The sequence below is a fragment of the Streptomyces sp. NPDC028991 genome (genome assembly GCF_055564775.1).
The window spans coordinates 280,667-307,197 of the sequence record NZ_JBVHVP010000005.1 but is presented as its reverse complement, the minus strand read 5'-3'; the positions used below and the strand labels follow the sequence as shown (position 1 = coordinate 307,197).

The 26,531-nt window shown below is 74.0% G+C and carries 23 protein-coding genes and 1 pseudogene; 11 read left to right on the top strand and 13 right to left on the bottom strand.

Annotated features, from left to right (window positions below; all coding sequences use genetic code 11):
• Entirely contained in the window at positions 1 to 2,679 is a 2,679-nt protein-coding gene (locus tag ACZ4V1_RS14005; protein ID WP_468334281.1) for an ATP-binding protein, read from the bottom strand.
• Positions 2,680 to 2,943: 264 nt separating this feature from the next.
• Between ACZ4V1_RS14005 and ACZ4V1_RS14000 the strand changes: the two genes are divergently transcribed.
• Positions 2,944 to 3,945: a DUF2510 domain-containing protein gene (locus ACZ4V1_RS14000; protein ID WP_468334278.1), complete on the top strand. Its 1,002-nt coding sequence runs from the start codon at positions 2,944 to 2,946 to the stop codon at positions 3,943 to 3,945.
• Between the two features lie 145 nt (positions 3,946 to 4,090).
• On the opposite strand, the gene ACZ4V1_RS13995 is transcribed toward ACZ4V1_RS14000, so the two are convergent.
• On the bottom strand, positions 4,091 to 4,705 hold the full coding sequence (locus tag ACZ4V1_RS13995) for a TetR/AcrR family transcriptional regulator (protein WP_468334275.1): 615 nt from the start codon (positions 4,703 to 4,705) through the stop codon (positions 4,091 to 4,093).
• Positions 4,706 to 4,928: 223 nt separating this feature from the next.
• On the opposite strand from ACZ4V1_RS13995, the gene ACZ4V1_RS13990 reads away from it, so the two are divergent.
• Positions 4,929 to 5,747, top strand: a complete 819-nt coding sequence (locus ACZ4V1_RS13990) for a phosphatase PAP2 family protein (RefSeq protein WP_468334272.1) — start codon at positions 4,929 to 4,931, stop codon at positions 5,745 to 5,747.
• On the top strand, positions 5,744 to 6,748 hold the full coding sequence (locus ACZ4V1_RS13985; protein ID WP_468334269.1) for a DMT family protein: 1,005 nt from the start codon (positions 5,744 to 5,746) through the stop codon (positions 6,746 to 6,748). The genes ACZ4V1_RS13990 and ACZ4V1_RS13985 overlap by 4 nt, the downstream gene beginning before the upstream one ends.
• A 47-nt stretch (positions 6,749 to 6,795) precedes the next feature.
• On the opposite strand, the gene ACZ4V1_RS13980 is transcribed toward ACZ4V1_RS13985, so the two are convergent.
• From ACZ4V1_RS13980 to ACZ4V1_RS13945, 8 genes are all read right to left on the bottom strand, one after another.
• A complete protein-coding gene (locus tag ACZ4V1_RS13980; RefSeq protein WP_468334266.1) occupies positions 6,796 to 8,850 on the bottom strand; it encodes a phosphocholine-specific phospholipase C in 2,055 nt (684 codons plus the stop codon).
• 400 nt (positions 8,851 to 9,250) lie between these two features.
• Complete coding sequence (locus ACZ4V1_RS13975) at positions 9,251 to 9,925, bottom strand: GntR family transcriptional regulator (protein WP_468334263.1); 675 nt, start codon at positions 9,923 to 9,925, stop codon at positions 9,251 to 9,253.
• Positions 9,922 to 10,923: a proline racemase family protein gene (locus tag ACZ4V1_RS13970; protein WP_468334260.1), complete on the bottom strand. Its 1,002-nt coding sequence runs from the start codon at positions 10,921 to 10,923 to the stop codon at positions 9,922 to 9,924. The genes ACZ4V1_RS13975 and ACZ4V1_RS13970 overlap by 4 nt, the downstream gene beginning before the upstream one ends.
• 12 nt (positions 10,924 to 10,935) lie before the next feature.
• Positions 10,936 to 11,826: a dihydrodipicolinate synthase family protein gene (locus ACZ4V1_RS13965; protein WP_468334258.1), complete on the bottom strand. Its 891-nt coding sequence runs from the start codon at positions 11,824 to 11,826 to the stop codon at positions 10,936 to 10,938.
• A 77-nt stretch (positions 11,827 to 11,903) separates the two neighbouring features.
• On the bottom strand, positions 11,904 to 13,427 hold the full coding sequence (locus ACZ4V1_RS13960; RefSeq protein WP_468334257.1) for an FAD-dependent oxidoreductase: 1,524 nt from the start codon (positions 13,425 to 13,427) through the stop codon (positions 11,904 to 11,906).
• Positions 13,417 to 13,716 (bottom strand): (2Fe-2S)-binding protein, encoded by a 300-nt coding sequence (locus ACZ4V1_RS13955; RefSeq protein ID WP_468334255.1) that lies wholly within the window; start codon positions 13,714 to 13,716, stop codon positions 13,417 to 13,419. The genes ACZ4V1_RS13960 and ACZ4V1_RS13955 overlap by 11 nt, the downstream gene beginning before the upstream one ends.
• Positions 13,713 to 14,864, bottom strand: coding sequence for an NAD(P)/FAD-dependent oxidoreductase (locus tag ACZ4V1_RS13950; RefSeq protein WP_468334252.1), 1,152 nt, complete (start codon positions 14,862 to 14,864; stop codon positions 13,713 to 13,715). Before ACZ4V1_RS13950 ends, ACZ4V1_RS13955 begins: the two co-directional genes overlap by 4 nt.
• A 62-nt stretch (positions 14,865 to 14,926) precedes the next feature.
• A complete protein-coding gene (locus ACZ4V1_RS13945) occupies positions 14,927 to 15,586 on the bottom strand; it encodes an MmyB family transcriptional regulator (protein ID WP_468334249.1) in 660 nt (219 codons plus the stop codon).
• Positions 15,587 to 15,818: 232 nt separating this feature from the next.
• Between ACZ4V1_RS13945 and ACZ4V1_RS13940 the strand changes: the two genes are divergently transcribed.
• The 3 genes from ACZ4V1_RS13940 (at position 15,819) to ACZ4V1_RS13930 (ending at position 17,424) form a co-directional block, all read left to right on the top strand.
• Positions 15,819 to 16,475, top strand: a complete 657-nt coding sequence (locus ACZ4V1_RS13940; protein ID WP_121750158.1) for a helix-turn-helix domain-containing protein — start codon at positions 15,819 to 15,821, stop codon at positions 16,473 to 16,475.
• Between the two features lie 32 nt (positions 16,476 to 16,507).
• The gene (locus ACZ4V1_RS13935) at positions 16,508 to 17,047 is read left to right on the top strand and encodes a toxin-antitoxin system, toxin component (RefSeq protein ID WP_468334838.1); all 540 of its coding nucleotides are present in this window, start codon (positions 16,508 to 16,510) and stop codon (positions 17,045 to 17,047) included.
• A 137-nt stretch (positions 17,048 to 17,184) separates the two neighbouring features.
• Positions 17,185 to 17,424: a hypothetical protein gene (locus ACZ4V1_RS13930; protein WP_468334245.1), complete on the top strand. Its 240-nt coding sequence runs from the start codon at positions 17,185 to 17,187 to the stop codon at positions 17,422 to 17,424.
• Positions 17,425 to 17,428: 4 nt separating this feature from the next.
• On the opposite strand, the gene ACZ4V1_RS13925 is transcribed toward ACZ4V1_RS13930, so the two are convergent.
• Together ACZ4V1_RS13925 and ACZ4V1_RS13920 are read right to left on the bottom strand one after the other, a co-directional pair.
• The gene (locus tag ACZ4V1_RS13925) at positions 17,429 to 18,109 is read right to left on the bottom strand and encodes a 4'-phosphopantetheinyl transferase family protein (protein ID WP_468334243.1); all 681 of its coding nucleotides are present in this window, start codon (positions 18,107 to 18,109) and stop codon (positions 17,429 to 17,431) included.
• Positions 18,106 to 18,975 carry a metallophosphoesterase family protein gene (locus ACZ4V1_RS13920; RefSeq protein WP_468334241.1) on the bottom strand — a complete coding sequence of 290 codons (870 nt, stop codon included), beginning with the start codon at positions 18,973 to 18,975 and terminating at the stop codon, positions 18,106 to 18,108. Before ACZ4V1_RS13920 ends, ACZ4V1_RS13925 begins: the two co-directional genes overlap by 4 nt.
• A gap of 282 nt (positions 18,976 to 19,257) precedes the next feature.
• On the opposite strand from ACZ4V1_RS13920, the gene ACZ4V1_RS13915 reads away from it, so the two are divergent.
• Entirely contained in the window at positions 19,258 to 20,430 is a 1,173-nt protein-coding gene (locus ACZ4V1_RS13915) for an ATP-grasp domain-containing protein (RefSeq protein WP_468334238.1), read from the top strand.
• 124 nt (positions 20,431 to 20,554) lie between these two features.
• On the opposite strand, the gene ACZ4V1_RS13910 is transcribed toward ACZ4V1_RS13915, so the two are convergent.
• A complete protein-coding gene (locus ACZ4V1_RS13910; protein WP_468334235.1) occupies positions 20,555 to 21,892 on the bottom strand; it encodes a 6-phospho-beta-glucosidase in 1,338 nt (445 codons plus the stop codon).
• A gap of 163 nt (positions 21,893 to 22,055) precedes the next feature.
• Here ACZ4V1_RS13910 and ACZ4V1_RS13905 point away from each other — a divergent pair.
• The 4 genes and pseudogenes from ACZ4V1_RS13905 to ACZ4V1_RS13890 all read left to right on the top strand — a co-directional run.
• A pseudogene (locus ACZ4V1_RS13905) lies at positions 22,056 to 22,229 on the top strand (IclR family transcriptional regulator); the annotation flags it as partial.
• A 104-nt stretch (positions 22,230 to 22,333) separates the two neighbouring features.
• Positions 22,334 to 23,530: a sensor histidine kinase gene (locus ACZ4V1_RS13900; protein ID WP_468334232.1), complete on the top strand. Its 1,197-nt coding sequence runs from the start codon at positions 22,334 to 22,336 to the stop codon at positions 23,528 to 23,530.
• On the top strand, positions 23,527 to 24,195 hold the full coding sequence (locus ACZ4V1_RS13895) for a response regulator (protein ID WP_468334229.1): 669 nt from the start codon (positions 23,527 to 23,529) through the stop codon (positions 24,193 to 24,195). Before ACZ4V1_RS13900 ends, ACZ4V1_RS13895 begins: the two co-directional genes overlap by 4 nt.
• Before the next feature lie 147 nt (positions 24,196 to 24,342).
• Complete coding sequence (locus tag ACZ4V1_RS13890; RefSeq protein ID WP_468334226.1) at positions 24,343 to 26,463, top strand: MMPL family transporter; 2,121 nt, start codon at positions 24,343 to 24,345, stop codon at positions 26,461 to 26,463.
• The last annotated feature ends 68 nt before the right edge of the window (positions 26,464 to 26,531 follow it).

The window sequence follows — 26,531 nt, the reverse complement described above, 5'->3', positions numbered from 1 at the left end:
TCAGCGCGCGTGTCCCGCGGCCAGTGCCTCGCGGGCCCGTGTCACCAGTCCGTCCGCACCGCACGAGTCCGCCAGTGCGAGGCCCCGGTTGAGCTCGGCCTCCGAGCGGGCGGCGATACCGTACTCCACTCGCGCGGCGGCGTGCTCGTACTGGCAGGGCGAGGCTTCCAGATAGGCGACGGCCTGCGCGGCGAGCCGCACCGCACGCTGTCCGGTCTCCAGCGCGGCGGCGCAGCGCAGGGCCTCGCCTATGGCGGTGTCGGTGCCGAAGCGCTCGGCCTGCCGGCGGGCTTCGGAGGCGAGCCGGGCGGCTCGGCCGGGATCCTCGGTGGCGAGGGCCCGGGCCAGCTCGGCCGTCCAGGGATTCACCACCGGGTTGTGCCGGCCGCGGGCGGCCGCCGCCTTCTCGGCGGTCTCCAGCTCGTTGACGCCTTCCTTGGTCCGGCCGGTGGCGAGCAGCAGCCGGGCCCGCACGGGGCGCGGGTCGGGGAGCACGATGGTGGACGGGTACGGCGGGTCGAAGCCGTACCGGTCGGCGACGGACCTGGCCTCGTCGACATGGCCGCGGGCGAGCAGCGTGTCGATCAGGTTGCAGGTCGCGCCCCAGTACAGCGGCAGCCCGCGGCCCACCCGTTCGGCGATGCGCAACGATTCGCGCAGGGACTTCTCGGCCTCCCGCAGCCGGCCCCGCCTGCGGTGGCCGAGGCCGACGTAGGTGTGCGCGAGGGCGAGGTGGCCGCCGCTCCAGCCGGCGGTCTCGTAGGTGCTCAGGGCCTCGGTGAACAGCGCCTCGGCGCGGTCGAGCCGGTCGGTGTAGGCGTAGCAGTTGGCCAGCATCATCGGCAGTTCCAGGCCCCACTCGGTGTCGGTCCAGCCGAGTCCGGAGGCGAGGCGGCCGTTGACGAGGGCCCGGTCGCACAGCTCGACGACCTCTTCGGCGTTCTCGCCCCGGGTCATGGCGTCGAAGCCGCGCAGGATGAGCAGGGCGCGTTCCGCGTTGTCGCGGCCGGAGCAGGTGCCGGCGAGTTCGGCGAGCCGCTCGGACCGGCCGGGCGAGGACGTCTCGCCGGGGTGGATGCCCTCCCACATGTACTGGACGGCCTGCAGCCGAAGGCGCACGGACGGGTCCGGGTTCCGCGCGGCCTCCGCCCGGACGGTGCGGACGGCCTCTTCCAGCTGGTCGTTGTGGAGCAGCGCCTCGGAGAGCCTGAAGACCGCGTTGACCCGCTGCTCGCCGTCCAGGCCGGGCATGGCGAGGGCGGTGCGCAGGTGGCCGATGGTCGTGGCGGGCGCGGTGAGGAGCGTGGCGCAGCCCAGTTCGTAGAGCACACGGGCATGGGTGTCCGGCAACGGCGGTTCCCGCAGGGCGCGTTCGAGGCAGCGGCGGGCCGCGTCGGGCGCGCCGACGGCGAGGTGCTCGCGGGCCGCTTCACGCAGCTGCTCGACGACTTCCTGGTCGTCGTCCGGATGCACCTGGAGCAGATGGCGGGAGGCGGCCGCGGCGCCGAGTCCGGAGTCGGTGACCAGCTGGGCCGCTATGCCGTGCATCGCCGTGCACAGCGCGTCGGGGATGGAGTTGTAGACGGCGGTGGCGATCAGGGGGTGGACGAACTCCAGGTCGCCCGCGGCGGGTTGCCCGGCGGCCGGGTCGGTCTCGGTGAGGATGCGGGCGTCGCACAGCAGCTCGGCGCAGCGGGCGGCGGCGTCGCGGTCGAGGGTGGCGAGCCGGGCCACCAGGTCGACGGTGATGCCGCCGCCGAGAATGGCGGCGGCCCAGGCGAACCGGGTGGAGTCGACGCCGAGTTGCTCCAGGCGCGCGACGAGCCCGCCGCCCCGGGCGGAGCGGTTGAGGTCGCGCAGTTCGGCGGCCTGCGTCTCGACCGGTTCCAGTTCGCTGTCCTGGACCTTGGCGAGGAGTTCGACGGTCTCGTACGGGTTTCCCCCGGTCACGGCCCACACCTCTCGGCAGAACGCGGCGTCGGCGTGGCCGCCGAGGGTGGCGCGGGTGAGGCCGGCCGTCGCGTCGGGGGTGAGGGCGTTCAGCGGGGCGAGGGGCCGGCTCACGGCGGACACCGTGTCCAGGAGCCGGGCGCTTTCGCCGCTGACGTCACCCGGGCGGCGGGCGAGCACGACCAGTACGGAGGTCTCGTCGAGCCGTTCGGCGAACGCGGCGAGCCAGCGCAGGGTCTCCTGGTCGGCCCAGTGGGCGTCGTCGATCAGCAGGACCAGCGGCCACTCCCGGCGGGCGAGCCGGCGTACGGCGGCGACCAGGCCGTCGCACACGCCCTGCGGGTCGGCCTGCCGCTCGCCGGGGTCCGCTATGCCGAGGGCGGGGCCCGCGATGTCGTACCAGTCGCCGAGGTACTCGCGTGCCTCCTCCGGGAGCATGGACACGAGTGCGGGCTGGAGCAGTTGGCGTACGACGTTGAAGGGGACGGACCTGAGGGTCTCGCCGCCGCGCGCGGACCAGACGGTGCAGCCCCGGGCCTCGGCGAGGCGGCGGGTCTCGGCGAGCAGAGCGGTCTTGCCGAGTCCGGCCTCGCCCCTGGCCTCCAGCAGGCTTCCGGAGGAGAAGCGGTCCGCGCACAGGGTGTCGACCGCCCGCGTGATGGTGGCGACTTCCTCGTCGCGCTCCCAAAGGGCGGCCGAGGCGGCGGCCGTCCGCCGTACCTCCGTCATCCCGCTACCTCCCCGAGTCGCCCGAATGACGTACAGACCCTGAGCCTAACCGCCCGATCGCGCAAGTGGTGGGGTGTCGGGGCGGCAGTTGCCGCGATGGGTGACATGCGGTAAAGCGCGGACGACGCGCCGGGCCCGTCATCAGCCAAGGCGCCGGTCGACGACCGTCAACCCGCCGTGCGCGGCGGCGAGGTCGCGGGGGCACCGGTGTGCCGGAGCCGGGCCTCTCATCCGGCTTTCACCGACGCCTCATACGGTGGGCACATGACGCAGGAGACTCCCCCCGGGTGGTACCCGGACCCCGGACAGAAGAACGACGGTCCCGCCACCGAGCGCTGGTGGGACGGCGAGGCGTGGACGGACCAGGTCCGTGCCACGGGAACGGCCGCCGCGTGGGGGCCTCCCGCGCAGACGCCGGCGCCGGACGCGGTGCCCGGGCCCTACCCCGTGCACCCGGGCTATCCGGGACTTCCCGTGCAGGCGCCGTCCGCGCGGCGGCGCGGGCTGCGGACCGGCATAGCCGTCGCGGCCGCCGTGGCCGTGCTGGCCGGTATCGGGGCCGGCGTGTACGTGCTGGCCGACGATGGTTCGGGCGGCGACAGCGCGGGTTCCTCGCAGCAGGACCGGCGTACCCCCGGCGGCCGTGACGACCCGTTCGGCGACTCGGGCGGCGGTGAGGGCGGGGAGTCGCCCGCGCCCGACTCCCCGGACGGGTCCGAACCGCCCACGATCGACAGCGGGTCGGTGACGGACCCGGTGAGCGGGATCAGCCTGCCCATTCCGGACGGCTGGTCCGGTCAGCGGCTCCAGGTCGGTGCGGCGGTGACGTCGGACGACAGCTACGAGTGTCCCGGCGACACCTCCGCGACCTGTACGAAGGGCGGCGCCTACTCGGCTCCCGCGATGGTGCTGGGCACCAAGGGCGACACCGCGGAGGAGGTGGCGAAGGCCGACATCGAGGCGAACGCCAAGGAGTCCTACGGCGGCGAGTCCTACGGCGGGATCACCTCGCACCAGGAACTGGCCTCCAAGGCGGTCACGGTCGCCGGGCAGAAGGGCTATTCGGTCCGCTGGAAGGCGGTCACCAAGGAGGGTGCCGACGGCTACGTCGAGTCACTCGCCCTGCCCTCCCCCGCCGATCCCAAGCGCATCGTCGTGGTCCGCTTCGGTGTCGACGCGGGCGAGAAGCAGTCGGTCATCGACGAGATCACCGAGGGCATCGAGGTGGACTCCACCGGCGGGGGCGGCAACGGCCAGGACGTCTGACCGGCTCCGGACGGCAGTCGGCCGGGTGGGACGCCCTTCCGCTCGAACGGCGTCCCACCCGGCCGGGGGTGCGCGCCGCCCCCGTCCCCACGGTGCGGCGCGTGCAGGCCGCCGTCCAGTCATCCCGTGGACGGCGGCCTGAGTCTCAGGGGAGGCCCAGCGCCGGCAGCACGACGGCCTCCACGAACCGGACGAGGTACTCCGCGTCCGCCTGCTCGCCGTCGACGACGGGCCGTATCCGCAGCATGCCGAAGAGCTGCGCCGGCACGTACTCCAGCGCCGGATGGCCGGCCGGGACCTCGCCCCGGGCGACGCCCCGCTCGAGGATCTCGCGGAGCGCGGCGATCTCCGGCTCGACGAGCGCCTCGCGCAGCGCGCCCTTGAGTTCCGGGTCCTCCATCACCGCGTGGCCGAGTGCCTGGAGCAGCCCCGTGTCCTTGCCCGCCCCCTCGCCCGCGGCCCGGGCCGCCTGCCGCAGGTCCTCGGCGAGCGACCCGGTGTCGATGCCGGCGAAGCGCACCCGGCGGTGGGAGCGCAGTGCGGCGGCCACGAACTGGGGTTTGGTCTTCCACTGCCGGTAGAGCGTGGACTTGCTGCACCGGGTGCTGGCGGCGATGCCGTCCATGGTGACGGCGTCGTAGCCGCAGGACCGGATCTGGTCGAGCACGGCGTCGAAGAACTCCTGCTCACGCTCGGGCGTGATCTTGGAGCGGCTCGAGAGGCCGACCGGTTCCGGTCGGTCCGCGGCCTGCGACGTCATCGGCTGTGCTCCTCACGGGTCCGGCTGTGGCAGGGACGCTCGAGCGGCCCTTGCTCCAGTGTGTCGTATGTCTATCGATACGCCAGTGTACCGGTACAGCAACGTATCGGTACACTGGCGTATCGGAACGAGGTCGTATCGATGACAGCCACCACGCGGCCCCAGACCTGTGCGCCACACACCTGTGCGCCACACGCACCACCGTCAGTGAAGGGGCCGGGGGATGACTGCCCGCAGCGAGCCTGCACAAGCGGGGCCGGACGAGCCCGCCCGCCCGTCGGCGCGTCCACCGCTCGTCCGTGAGCTGCTGCTCGTGGCAGGGCTCTTCCTCGCGTACAAGTCCGGCCGGCGGCTCGCGACGGGCCACACCGCCGAGGCCTTCCGCAACGCCCACCACGTCCGGGACTGGGAACGCACGCTGGGACTCCCCGACGAGGCCGCGGCGCAGTCCCTGCTCCTGCACGGCGACACCCTGGTCCACGCGGCGAACACCTACTACGCGGCCGTCCACTTCCCGGCAACCGCGGCCTTCCTGGTCTGGCTGTACCTGCGGCGGCCGGCGCACTACGTCTGGGCCCGCCGGGTGCTGGCCGCGGTGACCGGCGCCGCGCTGGTGCTGCACCTCCTCTTCCCGCTCGCCCCGCCGCGCATGCTGGGCGCCACCGGGCTGATCGACACGGCCCGGGTGTTCGGTCCCTCGGTGTACGGCCCGCCGAGCAGCGACCAGCTGTCGAACCAGTTCGCGGCGATGCCGTCGCTGCACTTCGGGTGGGCGCTGATGCTGGCCGTCGGGCTGATCGCCGCGACGCGCTCGCGCCTGCGGTGGCTGTGGCTGCTGCATCCGCTGCTCACGCTGCTGGTGATCGTGGGCACCGCGAACCACTACTGGCTCGACGTGATCGTGGCGGCGGCCATGCTCGGCCTCGCCCTCGCGGTGGTCCGCGTGCCGCACCGGCCACGGTGCGCCGTGGTCCATCGCCGCCGGCCGGAGTCCGGGCGCCGGACGGCGCGGCGGCACGACCTCGTGGGGGCGGGCCGGTGAGCGCCGCCCTGATCGCCGTCCTGCTGTCCCTGGTCTCCGCCTGCGCCTACGCCGCCGCCGCCGTCGCCCAGGAACGGCTGGCCTCCCGCAGCGCCGGCAAGGGAGCGCTGCGGCTGCTGGCCACCGGAGCCTGGTGGTGGTCGGTCGTGCTCAACGCCTCGGCCGCGCTGCTGCACGTCGTGGCCCTCAAGTACGGACCCCTCACCGTGGTCCAGCCGCTCGGTGCGCTCACCCTGGTCGCGGCGGTGCCCCTGGGGGCGCGGCTGGCGGGCCGGCGGGTGAGCGCCGTCGAGTGGCGGGGCACCGGGCTGACGCTGCTCGGGCTCGGCGCGCTGCTGCTCACCGCGTCCGGGCCCGCGCCCGACGACGTACTGAGCGTGCCGGAGGCGCTGGCGGTCTCCGGCGCGACGGCGGCACTGATCGGCATGCTGTCGAGGCCCGGCGCCCGGCCGGGACTGCGGCACGCGACCGCGTCCGGAATCGCCTCCGGGGTCGCCTCCGCGCTCACCCAGACCGTCACGGTCGCCGTCACGGACCGCTCGGGACCGCTGCTCAGCGTCCAGGTGATCGGGGTGGCCGGGCTGGTGGCCGCCTTCGCGGCGGGCGGACTGCTGCTGTCGCAGACGGCGTACCGGGGTGGTCTGGGCGCGCCGCTGGCGGTGGTGACGCTGGCCAATCCGGTGGCCGCGGCGGTGATCGGGCTGTCCCTGCTCGGTGAGCGGCTGCGGGGCGGCGCGGGCGGTGTGCTGCTCGCGCTGACCGGTGCGGCGCTGGCCGCCTGGGGTGTGGTCCAACTGAGCCGGGCGGCGCCCGGCCGGTCCGACGGCGCCGGGCCGACGGCCACCGTACCGGCTCCGGCGCCGGAGCCGACGGGACCGGAGGTAGCGGGGCCGGAGCCGGCAGGACCGGAGCCGACGGGACTGGAGCCGGCAGGACCGGAGGTGGCGGGGCCGGCGCTGGTGCCCCGGCAGCCGGCGCCGGGGCACCTCACCCGCCTGTAGGGCAGTGGAGCGGGCAGGGCAGGTGGGGCCGGTCGGGCCGGCGGCCGTCAGTCCGTGACGAGCGCCGGGTCGCTCACCCCCGGCCGCCCGTTCTCGACGTGCCCGGCGAAGCGCCGCCGGAAGGCCGGGTCGGACTCGGAGGTGACGGTCAGGTCGTACCAGCGCCTGCTCCGCGCGAGGTCGACGGTGTGGCGCACGGTGGCGCCCGGGCGCACGGTGAACGTCCTGCTCCGGCCGTCGTAGGCGTTGGCGACGCGCAGACGGACCGAGCCGGAACCGGTGTTGGCGAGGGTCAGCCGGACGTCGTCGCCGGTGTGCCGGGCGGTGACCTCGGGCCCGGCGCTCTTGTTGGGGCCCCGGAAGGTGCGCAGGAAGCCGTTGGGGCCGTGCACGGTCAGGTCGTAGGCACCGTCCGAGTAGGCCGAGTTCCAGGTGTCCGCGATGGTCTTGCCCGCCTCGGTGGTGTACGTCCAGGGACCGTCGGCGCGGTTGCCGGAGGTGACGAGGAAGGCGGCCCCGGCCCCGGCACCGGAGGCGAAGGAGAGGGTGAACTTCCCGGCCGCGGCGTCCACGGCGCCGTCCACGTGCGGGGCGTACCGCAGCGGGCGGGCGGGACGCAGACCGCGTTCCTGCCGGGGCATGTCCGGGTCGGCGGGCGGCGTCGGGCGGTAGTCCGGGTGGCGTTCGCGGTCCGGCGGTTCATAGGCGTCGGTGTCCGGCAGGTCGGCCGGGCGGCTGTCGCGCCGGGAGAAGTCGAAGGCGGCGGTCAGGTCACCGCAGATCGCGCGTCGCCACGGCGAGATGCCCGGCTCGCGCACACCGAAGCGGCGCTCCATGAACCGGATGACCGAGGTGTGGTCGAAGGTCTCGGAGCAGACGAAGCCGCCCTTGCTCCAGGGCGAGACGACCAGCATGGGCACGCGGGGGCCGAGCCCGTAGAAGCCCTCGCGGTGGGTCTTGCTCCCCTGGAAGACGTCCAGGGAGACGTCGACGGTGGACCGGCCCTGCGCCGACGACTTCGGCGGCAGCGGCGGCACCACGTGGTCGAAGAAGCCGTCGTTCTCGTCGTACGTGACGAACAGGGCGGTCTTCGCCCACACCGCCGGGTTGGAGGTGAGCGCGTCCAGGACCTGGGAGATGTACCAGGCGCCGTAGTTCGAAGGCCAGTTGGAGTGCTCGGAGAAGGCCTCCGGGGAGGCTATCCAGGAGATCTTCGGCAGCCGCCCGGCCTTGACGTCGGCGCGGAGCCGGTCGAAGTACCCGTCGCCGTTCTTGACGTCCGTGCCGGTGCGCGCCTTGTCGTACCAGGGGTCGCCGGGCTTCGCGTCGCGGTACTTGTTGAAGTACAGCAGGGAGTTGTCGCCGTAGTTGCCGCGGTAGGCGTCGTCGATCCAGCCCCAGTGACCGGCCGCGTCCAGGCCGTCGCCGATGTCCTGGTAGATCTTCCAGGAGATCCCGGCCTCCTCCAGCCGCTCGGGGTACGTCGTCCAGTCGTAGCCGAGTTCGTCGTTGCCGAGGACCGGGCCGCCGCCGGTGCCGTCGTTGCCCGTGTGCCCCGACCACATGTAGTAGCGGTTGGGGTCCGTGGAGCCGATGAAGGAGCAGTGGTAGGCGTCGCAGACCGTGAAGGTGTCGGCGAGCGCGTAGTGGAAGGGGATGTCCTCGCGGGTCAGGTACGCCATGGTGGTGGTGCCCTTGGCGGGCAGCCAGCGGTCGTACTTGCCGTTGTGGTAGGCGTCCTGGCCGTCGGACCAGCCGTGCGGCAGCCCCTCCAGGAACTGCATGCCGAGGTCGTCGGCCGCGGGGCGGAAGGGCAGCACCTCGGTGCCGTCGCTCTTGGCCTGGTGCCAGACCGACTTGCCGCCGTCCAGGGCCACCGGGTGCGGGTCGCCGAAGCCGCGGACGCCGCGCAGCCTGCCGAAGTAGTGGTCGAACGAACGGTTCTCCTGCATCAGGACGACGATGTGCTCGACGTCCTCGATGGTGCCCGAGCGGTGGTTCGCCGGGAGTGCGGCGGCCCGCTCGATGCTCGCCGAGAGCGCGCTGAACGCCGTGGTGGCGCCCGCGAGTTGGAGGAATCGGCGCCGGTTTACTTCGGCCATGGGGTGAAGAGCCTCTCGCCTTGGGGGGATTCACCCGGCCGGACGGTGCCGGATGATGACGGAATGCGCGCGAAAGGAGTGTTCCAGGAGCAGCAAACGTCAGGGAAGGGTCCGGTGGCGCCGGCGTGAAAGTCACCGGTACGTGTGGTGTGCCGGGTCCGCCGACCGGGGATGGTCGCGATCATGACAGGCCCGCCCACGGACGCGCTCCCGGCCCGACGGCCCGTACGCCAGCTCCTCGCCGCCTCGGTGGGCAACGCCAGGGAGTGGTACGACTGGTCGCCTGCGTGTACGTGCCGGGCCAAAAACGCGTCCCGCGCACCGCCCGCGTCGGCGATCCGGCACCGGGCGGCCCCGGGGCCGGCCCGCGTGCCCGGCATCCGGACTCCCCGGGCCGGTGTCAGGGGGCCGCCCACAGCCCGCGTACGTGTCCCAGGTGCCGCGTCATCACCGCGCGTACGGCCTCCTCGTCACGGGCGAGCAGCGCGTCGAGGAGCTCCAGGTGCTCCTCGGCCGAGGCCTCCAGCCGGCCCTGTTCCACCAGCGCGGTCAGCCCGTACAGCCGGGAGCGCCGGCGCAGGTCCCGGACGACCTCCACCAGGTGGGCGTTGCCCGCGAGTTCCAGCAGGCCCAGGTGGAAACGCAGGTCGGCCTCGACGTACGCGATGAGGTCACCGGCCGCGGCGGAGCCGACGATCTCCTCGGCGACCGGGCGCAGGGCCTCCAGTGCGACGGCGTCGGCGGTGGTGGCGAGCCCGGCGGTGGTCGGGATCTCGATGAGCGACCGGATGTGGGTGTACTCGTCGAGCTGCCGGTCGGAGACGGCGGTGACCCGGAAGCCCTTGTTGGGGACGGTGTCGACCAGCCCTTCCTTGGCGAGGTCCAGCATCGCCTCGCGCACGGGGGTGGCGGAGACGCCGAAGCGGGCGGCGAGGCCGGGCGCCGAGTAGACCTCGCCGGGCCGCAGTTCGCCGGCGATGAGGGCGGCGCGCAGCGCCTCGGCGACCCGCTCCCGGTGGCTGGGCTTCCTGCTGCCGAGGACGGGCAGGGCGGGACCGGTGGCGTTCGCGGTCACAGCACGAATCCGGCGGGGAAGGGATCCTCGGGGTCGAGCAGGTACTGCGCGGTGCCGGTGATCCAGGCGCGGCCGGTGAAGCTGGGCAGCACGGCGGGCCGGCCCCCGACCTCGGTCGTGCCGAGCAGCCGGCCGGTGAACCGGGTGCCGATGAAGGACTCGTTCACGAACTCGGTGTGCAGGGGGAGCTCCCCCCGGGCGTGCAGCTGGGCCATGCGGGCGCTGGTGCCGGTGCCGCAGGGCGAGCGGTCGAACCAGCCGGGGTGGATCACCATGGCGTGCCGGGAGTGCCGGGAGGTGGCGTCGGGTGCGGTCACCTGGACATGGTGACAGCCGTGGATGGACGGGTCCTCGGGGTGCACCGGCTCCTCGTCCTCGTTGACGGCCGCCATCAGCGAGAGGCCGGCGGCGAGGATGTCGTCCTTGCGGGACCGGTCGAAGGGCAGCCCGAGCCGCTCCAGGGGCAGTACGGCGTAGAAGTTGCCGCCGTAGGCGAGGTCGTACGTCACCGTCCGCCCGTCGGGCAGCGTGGCCTCGCGGTCGAGGCCGACGGCGAAGGAGGGCACGTTGCTCAGGGTCACCGCCCTGGCCGCACCGCCCTCCACCGCCACCTCGGCGACGACGACTCCGGCGGGAGTGTCGAGACGGATGGTGGTGACGGGTTCGACGACCTCGACCATGCCGGTCTCGACGAGGACGGTCGCCACCCCGATCGTGCCGTGGCCGCACATGGGGAGGTAGCCGGAGACCTCGATGTAGACGACGCCCCAGTCGCAGTCGGGGCGGGTGGGCGGCTGGAGGATCGCGCCGCTCATGGCGGAGTGGCCGCGCGGTTCGTTCATCAGCAACCGCTTGACGTCGTCGCGGTGTTCGCGGAAGTACAGCCGCCGCTCGTTCATGGTCGCGCCGGGGATGGTGCCGATGCCGCCGGTGACCACGCGGGTGGGCATGCCCTCGGTGTGGGAGTCGACGGCGTGCAGGACGAGCTTGCTGCGCATGGCGGTGCTCCCCTATGCCAGTCCGGCCGCGAGGGCCTTCTCGGTGGCGGCGCGGACGGCGTCCTCCTGCTCGGGCAGGAGTGGCACGCGGGGCGGACGGCAGGACCCGCCGTGCCGTCCGGCGATGTCCATCGACAACTTGATGGCCTGCACGAACTCGACCTTCGAGTCCCAGCGCAGCAGCGGGTGCAGTCGCCGGTACAGCCGGCCGGCCGTGGCCAGGTCACCCGCGACGGCGGCACGGTACAGCTCGGCGCAGGCGGCGGGCAGCGCGTTGGGGTATCCGGCGATCCAGCCCTTGGCCCCGGCGATCGCCAGTTCCAGCAGGACGTCGTCGGCGCCGGCCAGCAGGTCCAGTTCCGGAGCGAGTTCGGCGATGCGGTAGGCACGGCGGACGTCGCCCGAGAACTCCTTGACGCCCTGGATGTGCCCCTCGCCGTGCAGCCGGGCGAGCAGTTCCGGCACCAGGTCGACCTTGGTGTCGACGGGGTTGTTGTACGCGACGACCGGCAGGCCGGCCTTCGCGGTCTCGGCGTAGTGGGCGAGGACGGAACGCTCGTCGGCGCGGTAGGCGTTGGGCGGCAGCAGCATCACCGCGCCGCAGCCGGCTTCGCGTGCCTGTTCGGCCCAGCGGCGGGCCTCGGCGGACCCGTAGGCGGCGACGCCGGGCATGACCCGCTCCCCGCCGACGGCGCCGACGGCGGTCTCGACGACCCGGGTGCGCTCCTCGGGGGTGAGCACCTGGTACTCGCCGAGGGACCCGTTGGGTACGACGCCGTCGCATCCGTTCGCCACCAGCCAGGCGCAGTGCTCGGCGTAGGCGTCGTAGTCCACGGAGAGGTCGTCGTGCAACGGGAGTGCGGTGGCGACGAGGACGCCGCGCCAGGGACGGTGGTCGGTCATGAGGGTCCTCTCTCGGGTTGTTCCGTTCGGGCCGGTTGCCGCGACCGGTTCCGCTGGTCTCGGTGTTGCGGCTGGTCTCACCGGTCCCGCTGTTGCGGCTCATTGCGCTGCTCCGGCTCGTCCCGCTGCTCCGGCTCGTCGCGCTGTTCCGGCTCGTCCCGCTGCTCCGGCTCATCGCGCTGTTCCGGCTCGTCCCGCTGTTCCGGCTCGTCCCGCTGTTGCGTCCGGTCTCCCGCTCCCCCTTCCGGCTGTGGCCGGGCAAGCACGCCAAGGGGTACGGGGTGGGCGAACGGCCGTCGGGACGACGCGGCTCCGCATCCGGTGAGCCCGGCGACGGCGGTGGCGCACATCCGTCCCTGGCACCACCCCATCCCGGCCCGGGTCAGCAGTTTCACGGTGCGGACGTCATCCGCGCCCAGTCCGCCGACGGCCTCGCGGACGGCACCGGCGGTGACCTCCTCGCAACGGCATACGAGGGTGTCGTCGGTGACCTGATCGGTCCAGTGGGCGGGCGGGGCGAAGGCGACGGCGAGGGCCTCGGCGCAGGCCCGCAGCGCCTCGCGGGTCCGCACGGCCGGTGTCCGTGCGGCCGGGGCCGGTGCGCTGCCCCGCGACCGTGCCGCGACCGAGCGTCCGGCGATGTGCCCCTCGGCGAGCGCGAGGGCGGCGCCGCCGACGCCGGTGGACTCCCCGGCCGCCCACACGCCCGGGACGCTCGTGCGCTGCTCCGCGTCGACGGCCACGGCCGGTCCCTCCAGGCGGCAGCCGAGACCGTCGGCGAGGTCGGTGTGCGGGAGCATGCCGTGGCCGACCGCCAAGGTGTCGCAGGGGAGGTACCGTCCGGTGCCGCGCCGGAGCCGTCCGGTGGAGTCGAGGGCGGCGATCGTGACGCCGGTCAGCCGGTCGTCGCCGTGTGCGCGCACGACGGTGTGCCGGGTGAGGGTGCGCACGCGGTGGCGCAGGAGCCGGGCGGCGTATCCGGCACCCTCGGGGAGCTTGCCGGCCAGCGCGCGGGCGTGCCGGGCGACCTGCTTCGGGTCGGCCGACTCCACGAGCGCCGCCACCCGCACCCCGGCCGCGGCCAGGCCGGTCGCCACGGGCAGCAGCAGCGGCCCGGTGCCGGCGACGACGGCGGTCCGTCCGGGCACCACCAGCGCGCCCTTGAGCATGGCCTGGGCGCCCCCGGCGGTGAGAACGCCGGGCAGGGTCCAGCCCGGGAAGGGCAGGACGTGCTCGTAGCCGCCGGTGGCGAGCAGCACGGCGTCCGCGTGTACGGCGGCCGGCTCGTCCTGCCCCGGCCCGAGCAGCGCGTGCACGGTGAAGGCGCCGGACCGCTCCTCGACGAACCACACATGGTGCCCCGTCAGGACACGTACGTCACTGGCGGCGAGCCCGTCCCGCAGTCGCTCCCAGGTACGCCACCGGTGGTGCAGCGCCCGTGCCCGTCGGGCGCCCAGTTCGGCCGCGGGCTGCCGGAAGAACTGTCCGCCCGGCCGGTCTCCCGCGTCCACGACCGTGACCCGCACGCCCCGCGCGGCCGCCGCCAGTGCCGCCGCGAGCCCGGCCGGCCCCGCCCCGATCACCGCGAGCTCAGTCCTCATGACCGGTCCCCTCCTGGGTGCGGATCACGTCATCCGGGTGCACGGGGACCAGGCAGGCGCGCTGGTTGGGGCGCCCGTTGACGGTGACGAGGCAGTCGAAGCACACGCCGATCCCGCAGAACACCCCGCGCGGCCGGCCCGTTTCCCGCGTGGTGCGCCACGAGGTGATGCCGGCCGCCCAGAGCGCGGCGGCGACCGTCCGGCCGGGGAGCGCCTCGACCGCCCGCCCGTCGACGGTGACCGTGAAGGTGGACGCGGGCCGCGCCCGGGCCAGCCGGAGCGGGTTCACAGGACCTCCTCGGGAAAGCGGTCGGGGCGGAACGGGGTGAGATCGAGGGCGGGCCGCTCACCGCTCAGCAGTTGGGCGATCAGCCGGCCGGTGCCGGTGGACAGACCGATGCCCGCACCTTCGTGGCCACAGGCGTGGAAGAGACCGGGCGCCCTGGGATCGGCGCCGACAGCCGGGAGGTGGTCGGGCAGATACGGCCGGAACCCGGCGTACGTCCGCATGGCCCGTACTCCGGTGAGGAAGGGGAACAGCCGGGTGGCGCCGGCCGCCAGCGCTCGCAGTGCCGGAAGGGATACCGACCGGTCGAAGCCGACCCGTTCGCGGCTGGCGCCGATGAGGACCGGCCCCGCGGCGGTGCCCTCCACCACCGGGGAGGTCTGCAGGGCGGCCGAGTCACTGGCGACGTCGGCCACGTAGTCCGCGGCGTACACCTTGTGCCGGATCCGGGGTGGCAGCGGTTCGGTGACGAGGACGTAACCGCGCCTGGGCAGGACCGGCAGGTGTACGCCGGCCAGGGCGGCCAGTTCACCGCCCCACGGTCCGGCGGCGTTGACGACCGCCGGGGCGTGCAGGTCGCCGCGGTCCGTGCGTACTCCGCGCACGGTGGAGTCGGGGCCGCGCAGGATGCCGGTCACCGTGCGGCCGGTGCGCAGCCGGGCCCCCGACGCCCGCAGCAGGTGGGCCGCGGCCAGGGCGGGCATGACCTGGGCGTCCTGCGGGTAGTGCACCGCGCCGGCCAGGCCGGGGGCGAGTTGGGGCTCCAGGTCGTGGAGCCGGTCCGCCGGGACGTCCACCGCCTCCACCCCGGCCGTCCGCTGGCCGGCGGCGTAGGCCTCCAGACCGGCCAGTGCCTCGGGGCTCTCGGCGACGACGACACCGCCCTTGGGCTCGTACTCGACGGCGCGGCCCAGCTCTCCGGCCAGCGCGGTCCACAAGCGGGCGGACAGCAGGGCGAGTTCCAGCTCGGGTCCGGGTTCCTTGTCGGAGACGAGGAGGTTGCCCTCTCCGGCCCCGGTGGTGCCGCCGGCCACCGGGCCACGGTCCACCACGGTCACGTCGAGCCCGGAGCGGGCGGCGTACAGCGCACAGGCCGCGCCCACCATTCCGGCCCCGACCACCACGACATCGCAGTTCGGCGACTCGATCACGCCAGTACTATGTCACACAGCACATGTGCGGGGAACAGGGCGACGGCCGCTCGCGGCGGTGGTCACTCGGGGGCGGGCACCACCCTGAGGTGGGCGGTGGTGCGGCGGGGGCGCGCGGGGCGGTGCGGGGTGCGGCGGGGTTCACGCAGGACCAGCGTCAGCCGGGTGTAGCCCAGCTCCTCCAGCACCTTGGGGGTCTCGGCCACGACCCTGCACTCGGTGGCGCCCCAGCGCGGGTCGGGGTGGTGCAGCGGCCGTACGGCACCGTCGAGCTCGACGGCCTCCGCGCCGACGGCACGGATCCAGTGCGGCAGGCCCTGGCGGTAGGCGGCCTCCATGATCGGGTCCTGGGCGATGTCGCGGCGCACGGCCTGCAGGCCGCTGTCGTGGCCGTGACGCTCCAGGGCGCCGGCGAAGTGCGCCAGCATCGGCAGGCACCAGCTCGACTCGTGCTCCCCGAGGACCGTGGACGCGTCCGGGTGGAACAGGACGAACCTGAGGAAGTTGTCGCCCGGCATGGCCGTCGGATGCGGTCCGGTCCCCCGGAAGAGTGTCCGGAAGGCGCCGTTGGCCAGCACTACGTCCCAGCGGTGGTCGACGACGAGGGAGGGGAAAGGGACGGCCTCCACGAGCGCCGTGTAGTCCTGGAGATACGCCTGGGCGTCGGGGGTCGTGGGGGCGGGCCGCGGCGCCGGCCGCTGCCCTTCTGCCTGAAATGCCATCGGGAGGTCACCCCTCTTGCCTATGCGGCCTTCTCGCGGCGTCCCGATCCTGGTGCCCCGACGCGAGGCGTGTCAACTATCGTGGCATTTCGTGCCTGTTGACGGCTGAAATAGGCCACAGTTGTGGCGAGACCTGGATGTGAGTTCGAGCGGCAGGCTACTCTCCGGGAAGTTCACGGCAACCGCTTGTGAGAAGCCTGTGAGGCCTGTGAGAGACGTAGGAGAGCTGTCGGTGACGGGTGGCTTCGAGGGTCCGGGTGCCATGCCGACGGCCGCGCTGTCCGCCGTCGTCGCCCGCGTCACCGCACTCGCGGACCGGCTCGGCGTGCCGGCCGCCGAGGTCTTCGACGTCGGCCGCCTGTCCGCCGCCTCCGGCGTCCCCGAGTCCGTGGCGGGCGCCCTGCTGAGCGGTCGCCCGGCGGGCGAGCCCGATGTGCAGGCCCGTTTCGTGCAACGCCTGGACCTGCTGCGCCGCACCCGGCTGAAGCCGAACGGCCGCAAGTACACCCAGCAGGAGATCGCCGACGGCGCCGGCATGTCCCGCCAGCAGGCGGGCGCCCTCATCAACGGCGACCGGCGGCCCACCATGGAGCACTGCGACGCCATCCAGCGCTTCTTCCGGGTGCACGCCGGATTCCTGACCGCCGAGGACCCCGAGGCGCTCGCGGGCGCCCTTCAGCACACCGAGCAGGAACTGCTGCAGCAGCTCGCCGACCGGGAGCGGAAGGCGGCGGCCGCCGCCGGCGACCCGCTGGAGCGGCTGCTGCAGGACCACGGCGTGCGCGGTATCGCCTGGCGGGCCGCTCAACTGCCCACCGACCAGCACCGCGACAAGGTCGCCGAATGGCTGGACATGCTCCTGGAAAGCGTCAAGCGGCCCGAGTCGTGACCCTGGGGAGAGACGTGGGCATCGGTAGGGAGATGCGCCGCCTGTGCGGCGAGTTGGTCGAGGAGCTGACGCTCCCCGCCCCGGCGCGGCCCGCCGAGTTGTACGCGGCGTTGTGCGAGGCGATGAGCAGGCGGCGGGGCCGTCCGGTGCTGTTCCGCATGGCCGCCTTTCCGCCCGGGACGGCCAGCGGCCTGTGGCTCGACATGGCCGATCAGGACCTGGTCGTCGTCGAGGAACGCACCGCGCCCGACCACCAGTTGGTCATCCTCGGTCACGAGCTGTGGCACATGAAGGCGGGGCACTGCGGGCACCACGTCGACGGGGCCACGGCCGCGGCCCGGCTGCTGGACGGGGACGGTGCCGACCCGGACCAGGAGGCGTTGCGCGCCACCGTGCGGACGGTCGCCGCGCGTTCCCGCTTCGACCTCGCCGACGAGAAGGAGGCGGAGGCCTTCGGACTGCTGCTGGCCAGCAAGTGCCGGACCTGGCTGGACGGTTCGTCGCTGCGCGGGCCGGTACAGCGGGACCACGTGGCGGGCCGGATAGGGGCGTCGCTGGGCTACCCGGGCTGATGGCTCGATCGGCCCACGGCGGGCGGCGCACGGGGCGCGGCTCGGCGGGATTGTCAGTGGTGGGCGGCAAGCTGGGAGTGTGCCGCCGCCGTGCGGGGGCGCGTGACCGCCGACGTCGTTGTGGGGAGAGCCGACCGATGACCACCACCGCCGTACCGACCGACCGCGAGCGCACCGCCGTTCAGGCCTACCTGCGGCTGCTGCACACGGTGCGCGCCGGTTTCGACACCGCGCCGGGGCCGGGCGAAGGGCCTCGTCCGCCGGTCGTCCCGCCCTCCGTACTGGCCGAGGCGGAACAGGCACTCGAGGCCGCGGGGCTGGCCGGCAACGAGGAGGAGTTCTTCCGGCTGCTGCGCAGCTGGTGTGCGCGGCCGTGACGCGTCAGCCGTGCGGGACCGTGACCGCCGTGGCGACCAGACCGTGCCCTGCGGTCCACCGGCCGTCGAAGTGGGTCAGGCGACGGCCGCCCACGATGGGTCCCGGCACCAGGAGGGTGGCGCGCAGGGTGCCGCGGCGGGGGTCGCCCGGGTTCACGGAGATCTCGATGTCGGCCTCCACGAAGTCCAGCCACAGTCCGGTGAGGGGGAACCACGCCTTGTAGACGGACTCCTTGGCGCTGAACAGCAGCCGGTCCCAGTGGACGCCGGGAAGCCGCTCGGCCAGTCGGCGCAGCCGCTCCGCCTCCACGGGAAGGGACACGCTGGGCAGCACGCCGTCCGGGAGCGGCCCGTCGGGTTCGGCGTCGATGCCGACGGAGGCCAGGGCGGTGGCGGGGGCCAGGGCGGCGGCGCAGTAGCCGTCGCAGTGGGTCATGCTGCCGACCAGCCCGGCGGGCCAGCTCGGCGCACCGCGGTCGCCGGGCAGCACGGCCTGCGCGGGCACGCCGAGCTTCTCCATGGCCCGGCGGGCGCAGGACCGGACGGCGGCGAACTCCCGGCGGCGCTTGGCGACCGCCCGGGCCACGAGCGCCTCCTCCTCCGGGTAGAGGGGGAGGTGCCCCGCGTCGTCGTGGCCGTGCGCCTCCACGGTGACGACCGTGTCGGGCAGCAGTTCCTCGATCACCGGGCCACCTTCTCTCGCGTCGGCGACGGCAGGATGCGGCGCAGCGCTCCCGGCGGGCCGGTCCGCTTGCGCCATTCGCGGGGGTAGCCCACCGACACCTCCTCGAAGCGGACGTCCTCGTGCCAGGTGGTCCGCGGGATGTGCAGATGCCCGTAGACCATGGTGTCCACCCGGAATCTGCGGTGCCAGTCGGCGGTCAGCCGGGTGCCGCACCACATGGCGAACTCGGGGTACCACAGGACGTCGGTGGGGTGCCGGTCCAGCGGGTAGTGGTTGACCAGGATCGTCGGCAGCCCGGCGGGGAGCGCGGCGAGCCTGCGCTCGGTCTCGGCGACCCGCGCCCGGCACCAGTCGTCGCGGCTCGGGTACGGGTCGGGGTGCAGCAGGAACTCGTCGTTGCACACGACGCCGGTGTCGTGGGCGTACGCCAGTCCCTCATCCTTGGTCGCGCATCCGGCGGGCAGGAACGAGTAGTCGTAGAGCAGGAACAGCGGTGCGACGACCGCCGGGCCGCCGGCTCCGTCCCAGACGGGATACGGGTCCTCGGGGGTCGTCACGCCCAGCTCGCGGCACATCTCGACGAGGTGCTCGTAGCGGGCGACGCCCCGGAGGGTGACGGGGTCCTTGGGATGCGTCCACAGTTCGTGGTTGCCGGGGGCCCAGACGACCCGGCGGAAGCAGTCGGCGAGGGTGCCGAGGGCCCAGCGGATGTCGGAGACGGTCTCCGCCACGTCGCCTGCCACCAAGAGCCAGTCGTCGTCGGAGTCGGGACGCATCTCCTCGACCAGAGCGCGGTTCTCCTGATAGCCGATGTGCAAGTCGCTGATGGCCCAGAGCTGCCCCGGGCCGCCGTCCGTCGCCGTCATCCCCCACCCCTTCCGGACGCGCGTTCGACGCCACGAGATCACATCGCGGGCCCCCGTCACAAGGGCGGCTCGCCCCGCCGGACCAGGGGACTCCCGATCGCCCCGCGGCAGCGCCCGTGCGTCCGTGTGACGCGCTTTGCGTCCGGAGGCGTGCAACCCCCTATGATCGCCCCAACACCACCGCCACGATTCCCTCCGCGCAGGGCGGCTTGGTGTCCCTCCAACCCCCTGGCCGGGCACGGCCCGCTTCGCCCTGCCCGCGAACCGTGAAAGGCGGCCTGCATGGTTTCTCCCGTACGCGTCTGGCTCAACCGCACGTACGCGGAGAACGTCTTCTTCATGGATCAGCTGCGGAGAAATCCCGCCGACCGGGCCGTCGAGATCCACGCCACGCACGGTGACCCGGACTCCCCCGTGCTGGCCGCCGCGGACACCGCCGACCTGGAGCCGGAGGACCTGTCCCCGGCCGGTTACGTCGAGTACGCCCTGGACCAGTGCGCGCGGCGCGGCATCGACGTGTTCGTGCCCCGGCTGTACCAGTCCGCGATCGTGGCCCACCGTGCCGAATTCGAGTCGGCCGGTACGGCACTGCTGGCGCCGCCGCCGGAGGCGGTGGCCGTCTTCCAGGACAAGGTGATCGCCTACGAGGCGCTCCGGGCGATCGGCGTGCCGGTGCCGCCCTGGTGGCGGGTCCGCACCGCCGACGAACTCGTCTCCGCCGTCGAGGAACTGGAGGCGCACGGGCACCGGGCGTGTTTCAAGCCGGCGTCCGGCGCGGGTGGCGTGGGCTTCCGGATGGTCACCCGAGACCCCTTCTCCCTCGCGCACCTGGACGGCTTCCCCGGCCCGTCCGTGCCGCTGCACCTGGTCGTCGAGGCGCTGCGGGCGGCCGAGGAGCCGGTCGACTGGCTGGTGATGCCGCGGCTGGAGCAGCCGGAAGTCTCGGTGGACTGCCTCACCGGTCCGGACAACCGGGTACGGCTGGCCGTGGGCCGCACCAAGAACGGCCGCCGCCGCGGGTTCACACTGCACGAGCAGTGGCTGGCCCCGGCCCGGCGGATCGCCGAGGCGTTCGGGCTGCACCACCTGTCCAACGTGCAGTTCCGGATGTACGGCGACCGGCCCGTCCTGATGGACGTCAACACCCGGCCGGCCGGAGGGCTGCACCAGCTCGCGCTGTGCGGGATCAACGTGCCGTGGGCGGCGGTCCGACTGGCCCTCGGTGACGACCCGGGCGAGCTGACGCTGCCGTTCCTGGGCCAGGACTACACGGTGGTTTCGGGACCGCGCCCCCTGCGGCCCGTTTCCCTGCCGCATCAGCGCACGGACCTCCCGGCTCCGGCTCCGGCTCCGGCTCCGGCTCCGGCTCCGGCTCCGGCTCCGGTGAAGTATCCGGCGGCCGCGGGCCCGATCGCCGCCCCCGCGCCGGATCCGATCGCCGGGGCTCCCGCGTAGCACGCGTCGAGGGACCGGTCGCTCGGCGCACCGCGCCGGGCGCCCCGCCCTCGAAGCGACCGTGTCGCCGCCCGGGTCGGAGCCCGCCGGGCCCGCGATCGGCGGCTCCCCGTGCTGCCCGCCCCTACCTCAGGTACGCCAGGCCCGGGTGGGCGGCCGTGTAGCCGTCTACGAGGCGGTGGGCCACGTTGACCGAGTCGACGAGCGGGTGCAGGGCGAAGGCGCGTACCGCCGCGGTGCGGGAGCCGGTCCCGGCCGCCGTGAGGATCTCGCGTTCGACCGCCTTGACCGCGCAGACCAGGCCGGTGGCGTGACCCGGCAGCGGGTCCACGGCCACCGGATGGGCGCCGTTCGCGTCGACCAGGCACGGGACCTCGACCACCGCGTCGGCGTCGAGGACCGACAGCGTGCCGCGGTTGCGGACGTTGAGGATGAGCGTGGTGCGCTCGTCTCGGGCGACGGCCCGCATCAGGGCCAGCGCCACCCTCTCGTAGCCGCCGGACAGGTCGTCGGCCTCACGCTCGCCCGCGCCCGCCGCTTCCCGGTTCTCGGCCATGTAGGTGGCCTCGCGTTCGGCTCGGGTGCGGTCCCAGGCCGCGAGGGCCGGGGCGTCGGGGCGGCGCATCTCGTCGTAGAAGCGGGCCTGCTGGTCACGCAGGAACGCGCCTCGGGTGCGGTCGGCCGCCTGGTAGGCGCGGACGGTCTCCCGGTTGAAGTAGTAGTAGTGCAGGTATTCGTTGGGGATCGCGCCCAGGGAGCGCAGCCACTCGGGGCCGAAGAGCCGGCCCTCCTCGAAGGAGCCGAGCAGAGCGAGGTCGGCGAGCAGCCGCGGGAGTTCATCGCGGCCGGCGACGCGCAGGCCGCGGACCCAGCCGAGGTGGTTGAGGCCGACGTAGTCGATCCAGGCCCGGTCCGGGTCGGCGCCCAGCACGCGGGCGATGCGGCGGCCGAGTCCGACCGGCGAATCGCAGATGCCGACGACGCGGTCGCCGAGGTGCCGGGACATGGCCTCGGTGACCAGGCCGGCCGGGTTGGTGAAGTTGATGACCCAGGCGTCCGGTGCCAGCCGGGCCACCCGGCGCGCGATGTCGACGGCGACCGGCACGGTGCGCAGCCCGTACGCGATGCCGCCCGCGCCGACCGTCTCCTGCCCGAGCACTCCCTCGGCGAGCGCCACCCGTTCGTCGTCGGCCCGGCCCTCCAGGCCGCCGACGCGGATCGCGGAGAACACGAAGTCGGCGCCGCGCAGCGCCTCGTCCAGGTCGGTGGTCGCGGTCACCGCCGGCGCGTCGGGCACCCCGGCGGCCTGCTCGGCCAGCACCCGGGTCACCGCCGACAGCCGGGCCGCGTCCAGGTCGTGCAGCGCGACGTGCGTCACGCGTCCCTCGGCTCGGTCCCCGAGGAGCGCCCCGTACACGAGCGGCACCCGGAATCCGCCGCCGCCCAGAATCGTCAGCCTCACGCCCGCACCCTTCCGTCACCGGCCCGACTTCCGTCCGTCTGGCGCCGATCATGGCACGCCCGGCCCGGCGGAGCGGCCGGCCCCGCTTTCGGCACCGCCGCCCATCCACACCACGCACCCGTCGCACAACGGTGGTGAGCCATCCGGGGTGCACGGCCCGGACGGCCCGGACGGCCCGGTGAGCGCGGCCGTCCCGGTCGTCGTACCGCACGCCGGCGCGCAGGTGCCGACGCTCGTGCCCGCGGTGCGGCTGGCGGCGCGCGGGATGTCACGGGTGCTGGGGTGGCGGCCGGAGGAGACGGTCCGCTCCGGGGCCGGGCGTCCCTCCGGCCGGTGAGGGGCGGACCCCCGCCGCCGGGCGCCGGAAATCCCTCTCACCGGTGAGGACGCGGCCCGGGGACGTCGTGATACTGGGACGGCCCTTGCCCCGAGGAGCCGCCCATGTCCGCCCGGTCCCCGCTCACCTTCGTCGTCGCACGGCTGCGTACGACGAATCCGTACGCCGTCGACACGGCCGTCGCCGCGCTGGTGCTGTTCGCCGTCTCCCTGCAGTGGCTGTTCCCGGACGAGGGCGACGATCCGCTGACCGGGCAGGGCTGGCTGCTCGGGGCCGCCACCGCGGTACCGCTGGTGTGGCGGCGCGCGGCGCCCTTCGCGACCGCCTGTGCGGTGTCGGTGGCCACCCCCACCCAGGCGGTGCACCACGCGCCACCGCCCGACCTGATGTACGGCGGGTTCGTCGTCCTCTACACACTGGCCGCACTCGCCCGGCCCTGGCAACGGCGGGTGATGCTGGCGGGCTGGCTGGTCGGGGTCGCCGTCACCATCAGCCACAAGGAGAACGCCGAGCCCTTCGAGTACGCCTTCCAGTTGCTGAGCATCGTGTGCGCGTACGCCCTGGGCACGCTCGCCCGGACCCAGCGTGCCTACACCGCCGAGCTGGAGGACCGGGCCCGGCGGCTGGAGCGGGAACGGGCCGCCGACACCGCGCGTGCCATGGCCCAGGAACGCTCCCGTATCGCCCGCGACATGCACGACGTCCTGGCGCACGCGGTCAGCCTGATGGTGGTGCAGGCCGAGGCGGGGCCGGTCGTCGTGCGCAGTGATCCGGCGCGCGCGGAGGCCGCGTTCGACGCGATCGCGACCGCCGGCCGGGACGCGATGAACCAACTGCGGCGCATCCTCGGCGTGCTCAAGGAGGAACAGTCGGCGGCCGCGGCGCAGCGCCTGCCGCAGCCGGGCCTGGCCGCGCTGTCCGGTCTGATCCGGCAGGTCGGCGAATCGACCGGGCTGCGCGTGGAGTTGCGGGTGAGCGGCGAGCCGCGCCAGCTGCCGCCGGACACCGAGGTCGCCGCCTACCGCATCGTGCAGGAGGCACTCACCAACACGGTCAAGCACGCGTACGCTACGTCCGCGGCGGTCGGGCTCGACTGGGCGGAGGACGAAGTGACCCTGACGGTGACGGACGACGGGCGGGGCCCGTCGGCGACGGACGGCGGCGGACACGGGCTGATAGGCATCCGGGAGCGGGCCGCGGCCTGCGGGGGCGGGGCCGTCACCGGCGGCGGGCCGGACGGCGGCTTCCGCGTCGTCGTACGCCTGCCCCTCGTGGCCGGTCGGCGGGCGGCGCTCGGGTGAGCATCCGGGTGGTCGTCGCCGACGACCAGGAGCTGGTCCGCAGCGGGTTCAGCATGATTCTGGAGGCTCAGGCCGACATCGAGGTCGTCGCGGAGGCGGGTGACGGTGCCGAGGCGGTGGCCGCGGTCGAGCGGCACGCGCCCGACGTGCTGCTCCTGGACATCCGCATGCCGGTCATGGACGGCCTCGACGCGGCCCGGCGGGTGTGCGCGCACTCCGCCTGCAAGGTCGTCATGCTGACCACCTTCGACCTGGACGAGTACGTGTACGAGGCGTTGTACGCGGGCGCCAGCGGCTTCCTGCTCAAGGACGTGCGCCGGGACGACCTGGTGCACGCGGTACGGGTGGTCGCGGCCGGCGACTCGCTGCTCGCCCCGGCGGTGACGCGCCGGCTGGTCGCGGACATCGTGCGGCGCAGGCGGGCGGAGGCCACCACCGAGGTCACGCCGCAGCGCCTCGACGTGCTGACCGCCCGCGAGGTGGAGACCCTGCGGCTGCTGGCGCGCGGGCTGTCCAACTCCGAGATGGCCACGACCCTGTTCGTGAGCGAACACACCGTCAAGACCCATGTCAGCAACGTGCTGGGCAAGCTCGGTCTCAGGGACCGGGTGCAGGCGGTGATCTGCGCGTACGAGACCGGCCTGGTGGCCCCGGGCTCCCCCTGACGGGTGAGGCGGGGGCCGGTCTCCCCCGTGCGGGCGAGTCCCGTAAACCGCTCCCTCCGGCGATCCGGCACTAGGCCGCCGGGCACGAGTCTGGTGGCGACGTCGAAAGACGCATCCCCTGTCGGATGACGATCGCCGGGAGGCACCGTGCTGTCCACACTCGCCCGGGCGGCGACCCGCCGCCCCCTGACCGTGATGCTCCTGTGGGGCGTGTTCCTGCTGCTCGGCTTCGGCCTCGGGACGGGGGTCTTCGGCAAGCTCTCCGACGATGTCCCGGACGTCCCCGGCACCGAGTCGGCGGTCGCCGCCGAGTACCTGGACGGCCTCGACCCGTCGGGCGAGTCGATCACCGCCGTCGTCGAGGCCCCGGCCGTCTCCGGCCCCGGGGTGCGCGCCCAGGTGGAGCGGGCCGTCGCCGACCTGAGGGAGATCGCGGGCGTCGCCGCGGTGCCCGACCCGTACGCCACGCGCGGCCTGGTCGCCGAGGACGGGCGGGCGCTGATCGTGCCCGTCGCCTTCAAGGGGGGTCTGGACGACGACGCCCAGGAGGGCGCGGTGCAGGCGGCGGCCGGCCGGCTGCACGAGATCGACGCGGCCGGAGTCCATGTCAGCGGCGGGCCACTGCTGGGCGAGCAGCTCGGTGAGCGGGCCCAGGAGGACGTGAAGAACGCGGAGTTGATCTCGCTGCCGGTCGTGCTGGTGCTGCTGCTGGTCGTCTTCGGCGGACTGCGCGCGGCCGGACTGCCGCTGCTGGTCGCGGTGGCCGGCATCGCGGGCGCCTTCCTGGGCCTGTTCGCCTTCAGCCAGTTCACGGACATCTCCGTGTACGCGATCCAGGTAACGACGATGCTGGGGCTCGGCCTCGCCGTCGACTACGCCCTGCTGATGCTGGTCCGCTTCCGCGAGGAGCGGCGGGACACCCCGGACGTGGTGGAGGCCGTGCACCGCACGGTCGCGGCGGCCGGGCGGACCGTGCTCTTCTCCGGGCTGACGGTGGCGGTGAGCCTGGCCGGGCTGCTGGTCTTCCCGAGTACGTTCCTGCGCAGCATGGGTCTGGCGGTGGCCGCGGTGGTCGTCGTCGACATGCTCGCCGCACTGACCCTGCTGCCCGCGCTGCTGACTAGGTTCGGCGGCAAGATCGCCCCGGCGAAGGTGCGCCCGAAGGGCGAGGAGGGCCGGCTCTTCGCCCGCCTGGCCGGCTTCGCCGCCCGCCGGCGCGTGGCCGTACTGGCCGTCGCCGTCCCGGCCCTGCTGGTGCTCGCGCTGCCCGTCACCGGCATGCGCATCAACATCGGCGACGCGCGGCAACTCCCGAAGAGCACCGAGGCCCGGCAGTTGTACGACGCCGTCCAGGCGCACTTCCCGCCGGGCACCGGGGTCTCGCCGGTCACCGTGGTCCTGCGGCCGGGCACCGACGCGGCGACCGCCGACCGCATCCGTGCGCTCGCACCGGGCACCGCGAGCCGTGACCTGCCGGGCGGGACGACCGTGCTCGAACTGCCCCCGGCCGGTCCGGTCGACGGCAAGGCGGCCACCGAACTGGTCGAACGGGTACGGGACGTGCGCGGTGACGCCCCCGTCCAGGTCACCGGCACCGCGGCGCAACTGGTCGACTTCCGGCAGATGCTCGCCGACCGGGCACCCTGGGCCGCGCTGGCCGTGCTGGCCGGGATCTTCGTGCTGCTGTTCGCCTTCACGGGCTCGGTGCTGCTGCCGCTGCGCACGATCGCGACCACGGTGCTCAGCCTCGCCGCCGCGCTCGGCGCCGTCGTCTGGGTGTTCCAGGACGGTCATCTGGCCGGGCTGATCGGCGCCGAGGGGCTGGGCGCGCTGAGTCTGACGGCGCCGCCGCTGATCATCGCGATCGCGTTCGGCCTCGCCATGGACTACGAACTGTTCATCCTGGCGCGGATGCGCGAGGCCCGGGAGCAGACCGGTGACGACCGGGAGGCCGTGGTGACCGGACTGCGCCGCTCGGGCCGGGTGGTGACCTGCGCCGCGCTGCTCCTCGCGGTGGTGTTCGGGGCCTTCATGACGGGCGGCTTCTCCCCGATCCTGCAGATCGGGCTCGGCCTCACCCTGGCGGTGCTGATCGACGCCACGGTCGTGCGGATGCTGCTGGTGCCGGCGACCATGGCGCTGCTCGGCCGCCGCGCCTGGTGGGCTCCGAAGCCGCTGCGCCGGGCACACGAGCGGTTCGGTGTGCGCGAGGAGGCCGCCACCGCCCCGGCCGAGCCGGAGCCGGAGCCGGAGCCGGCGCGCCGCTGACGCGGGGCGACATGGTCCGGGCGGGCGCCACGGACCGGGCAGACGCCACGGACCGGGCGGGCGCCACG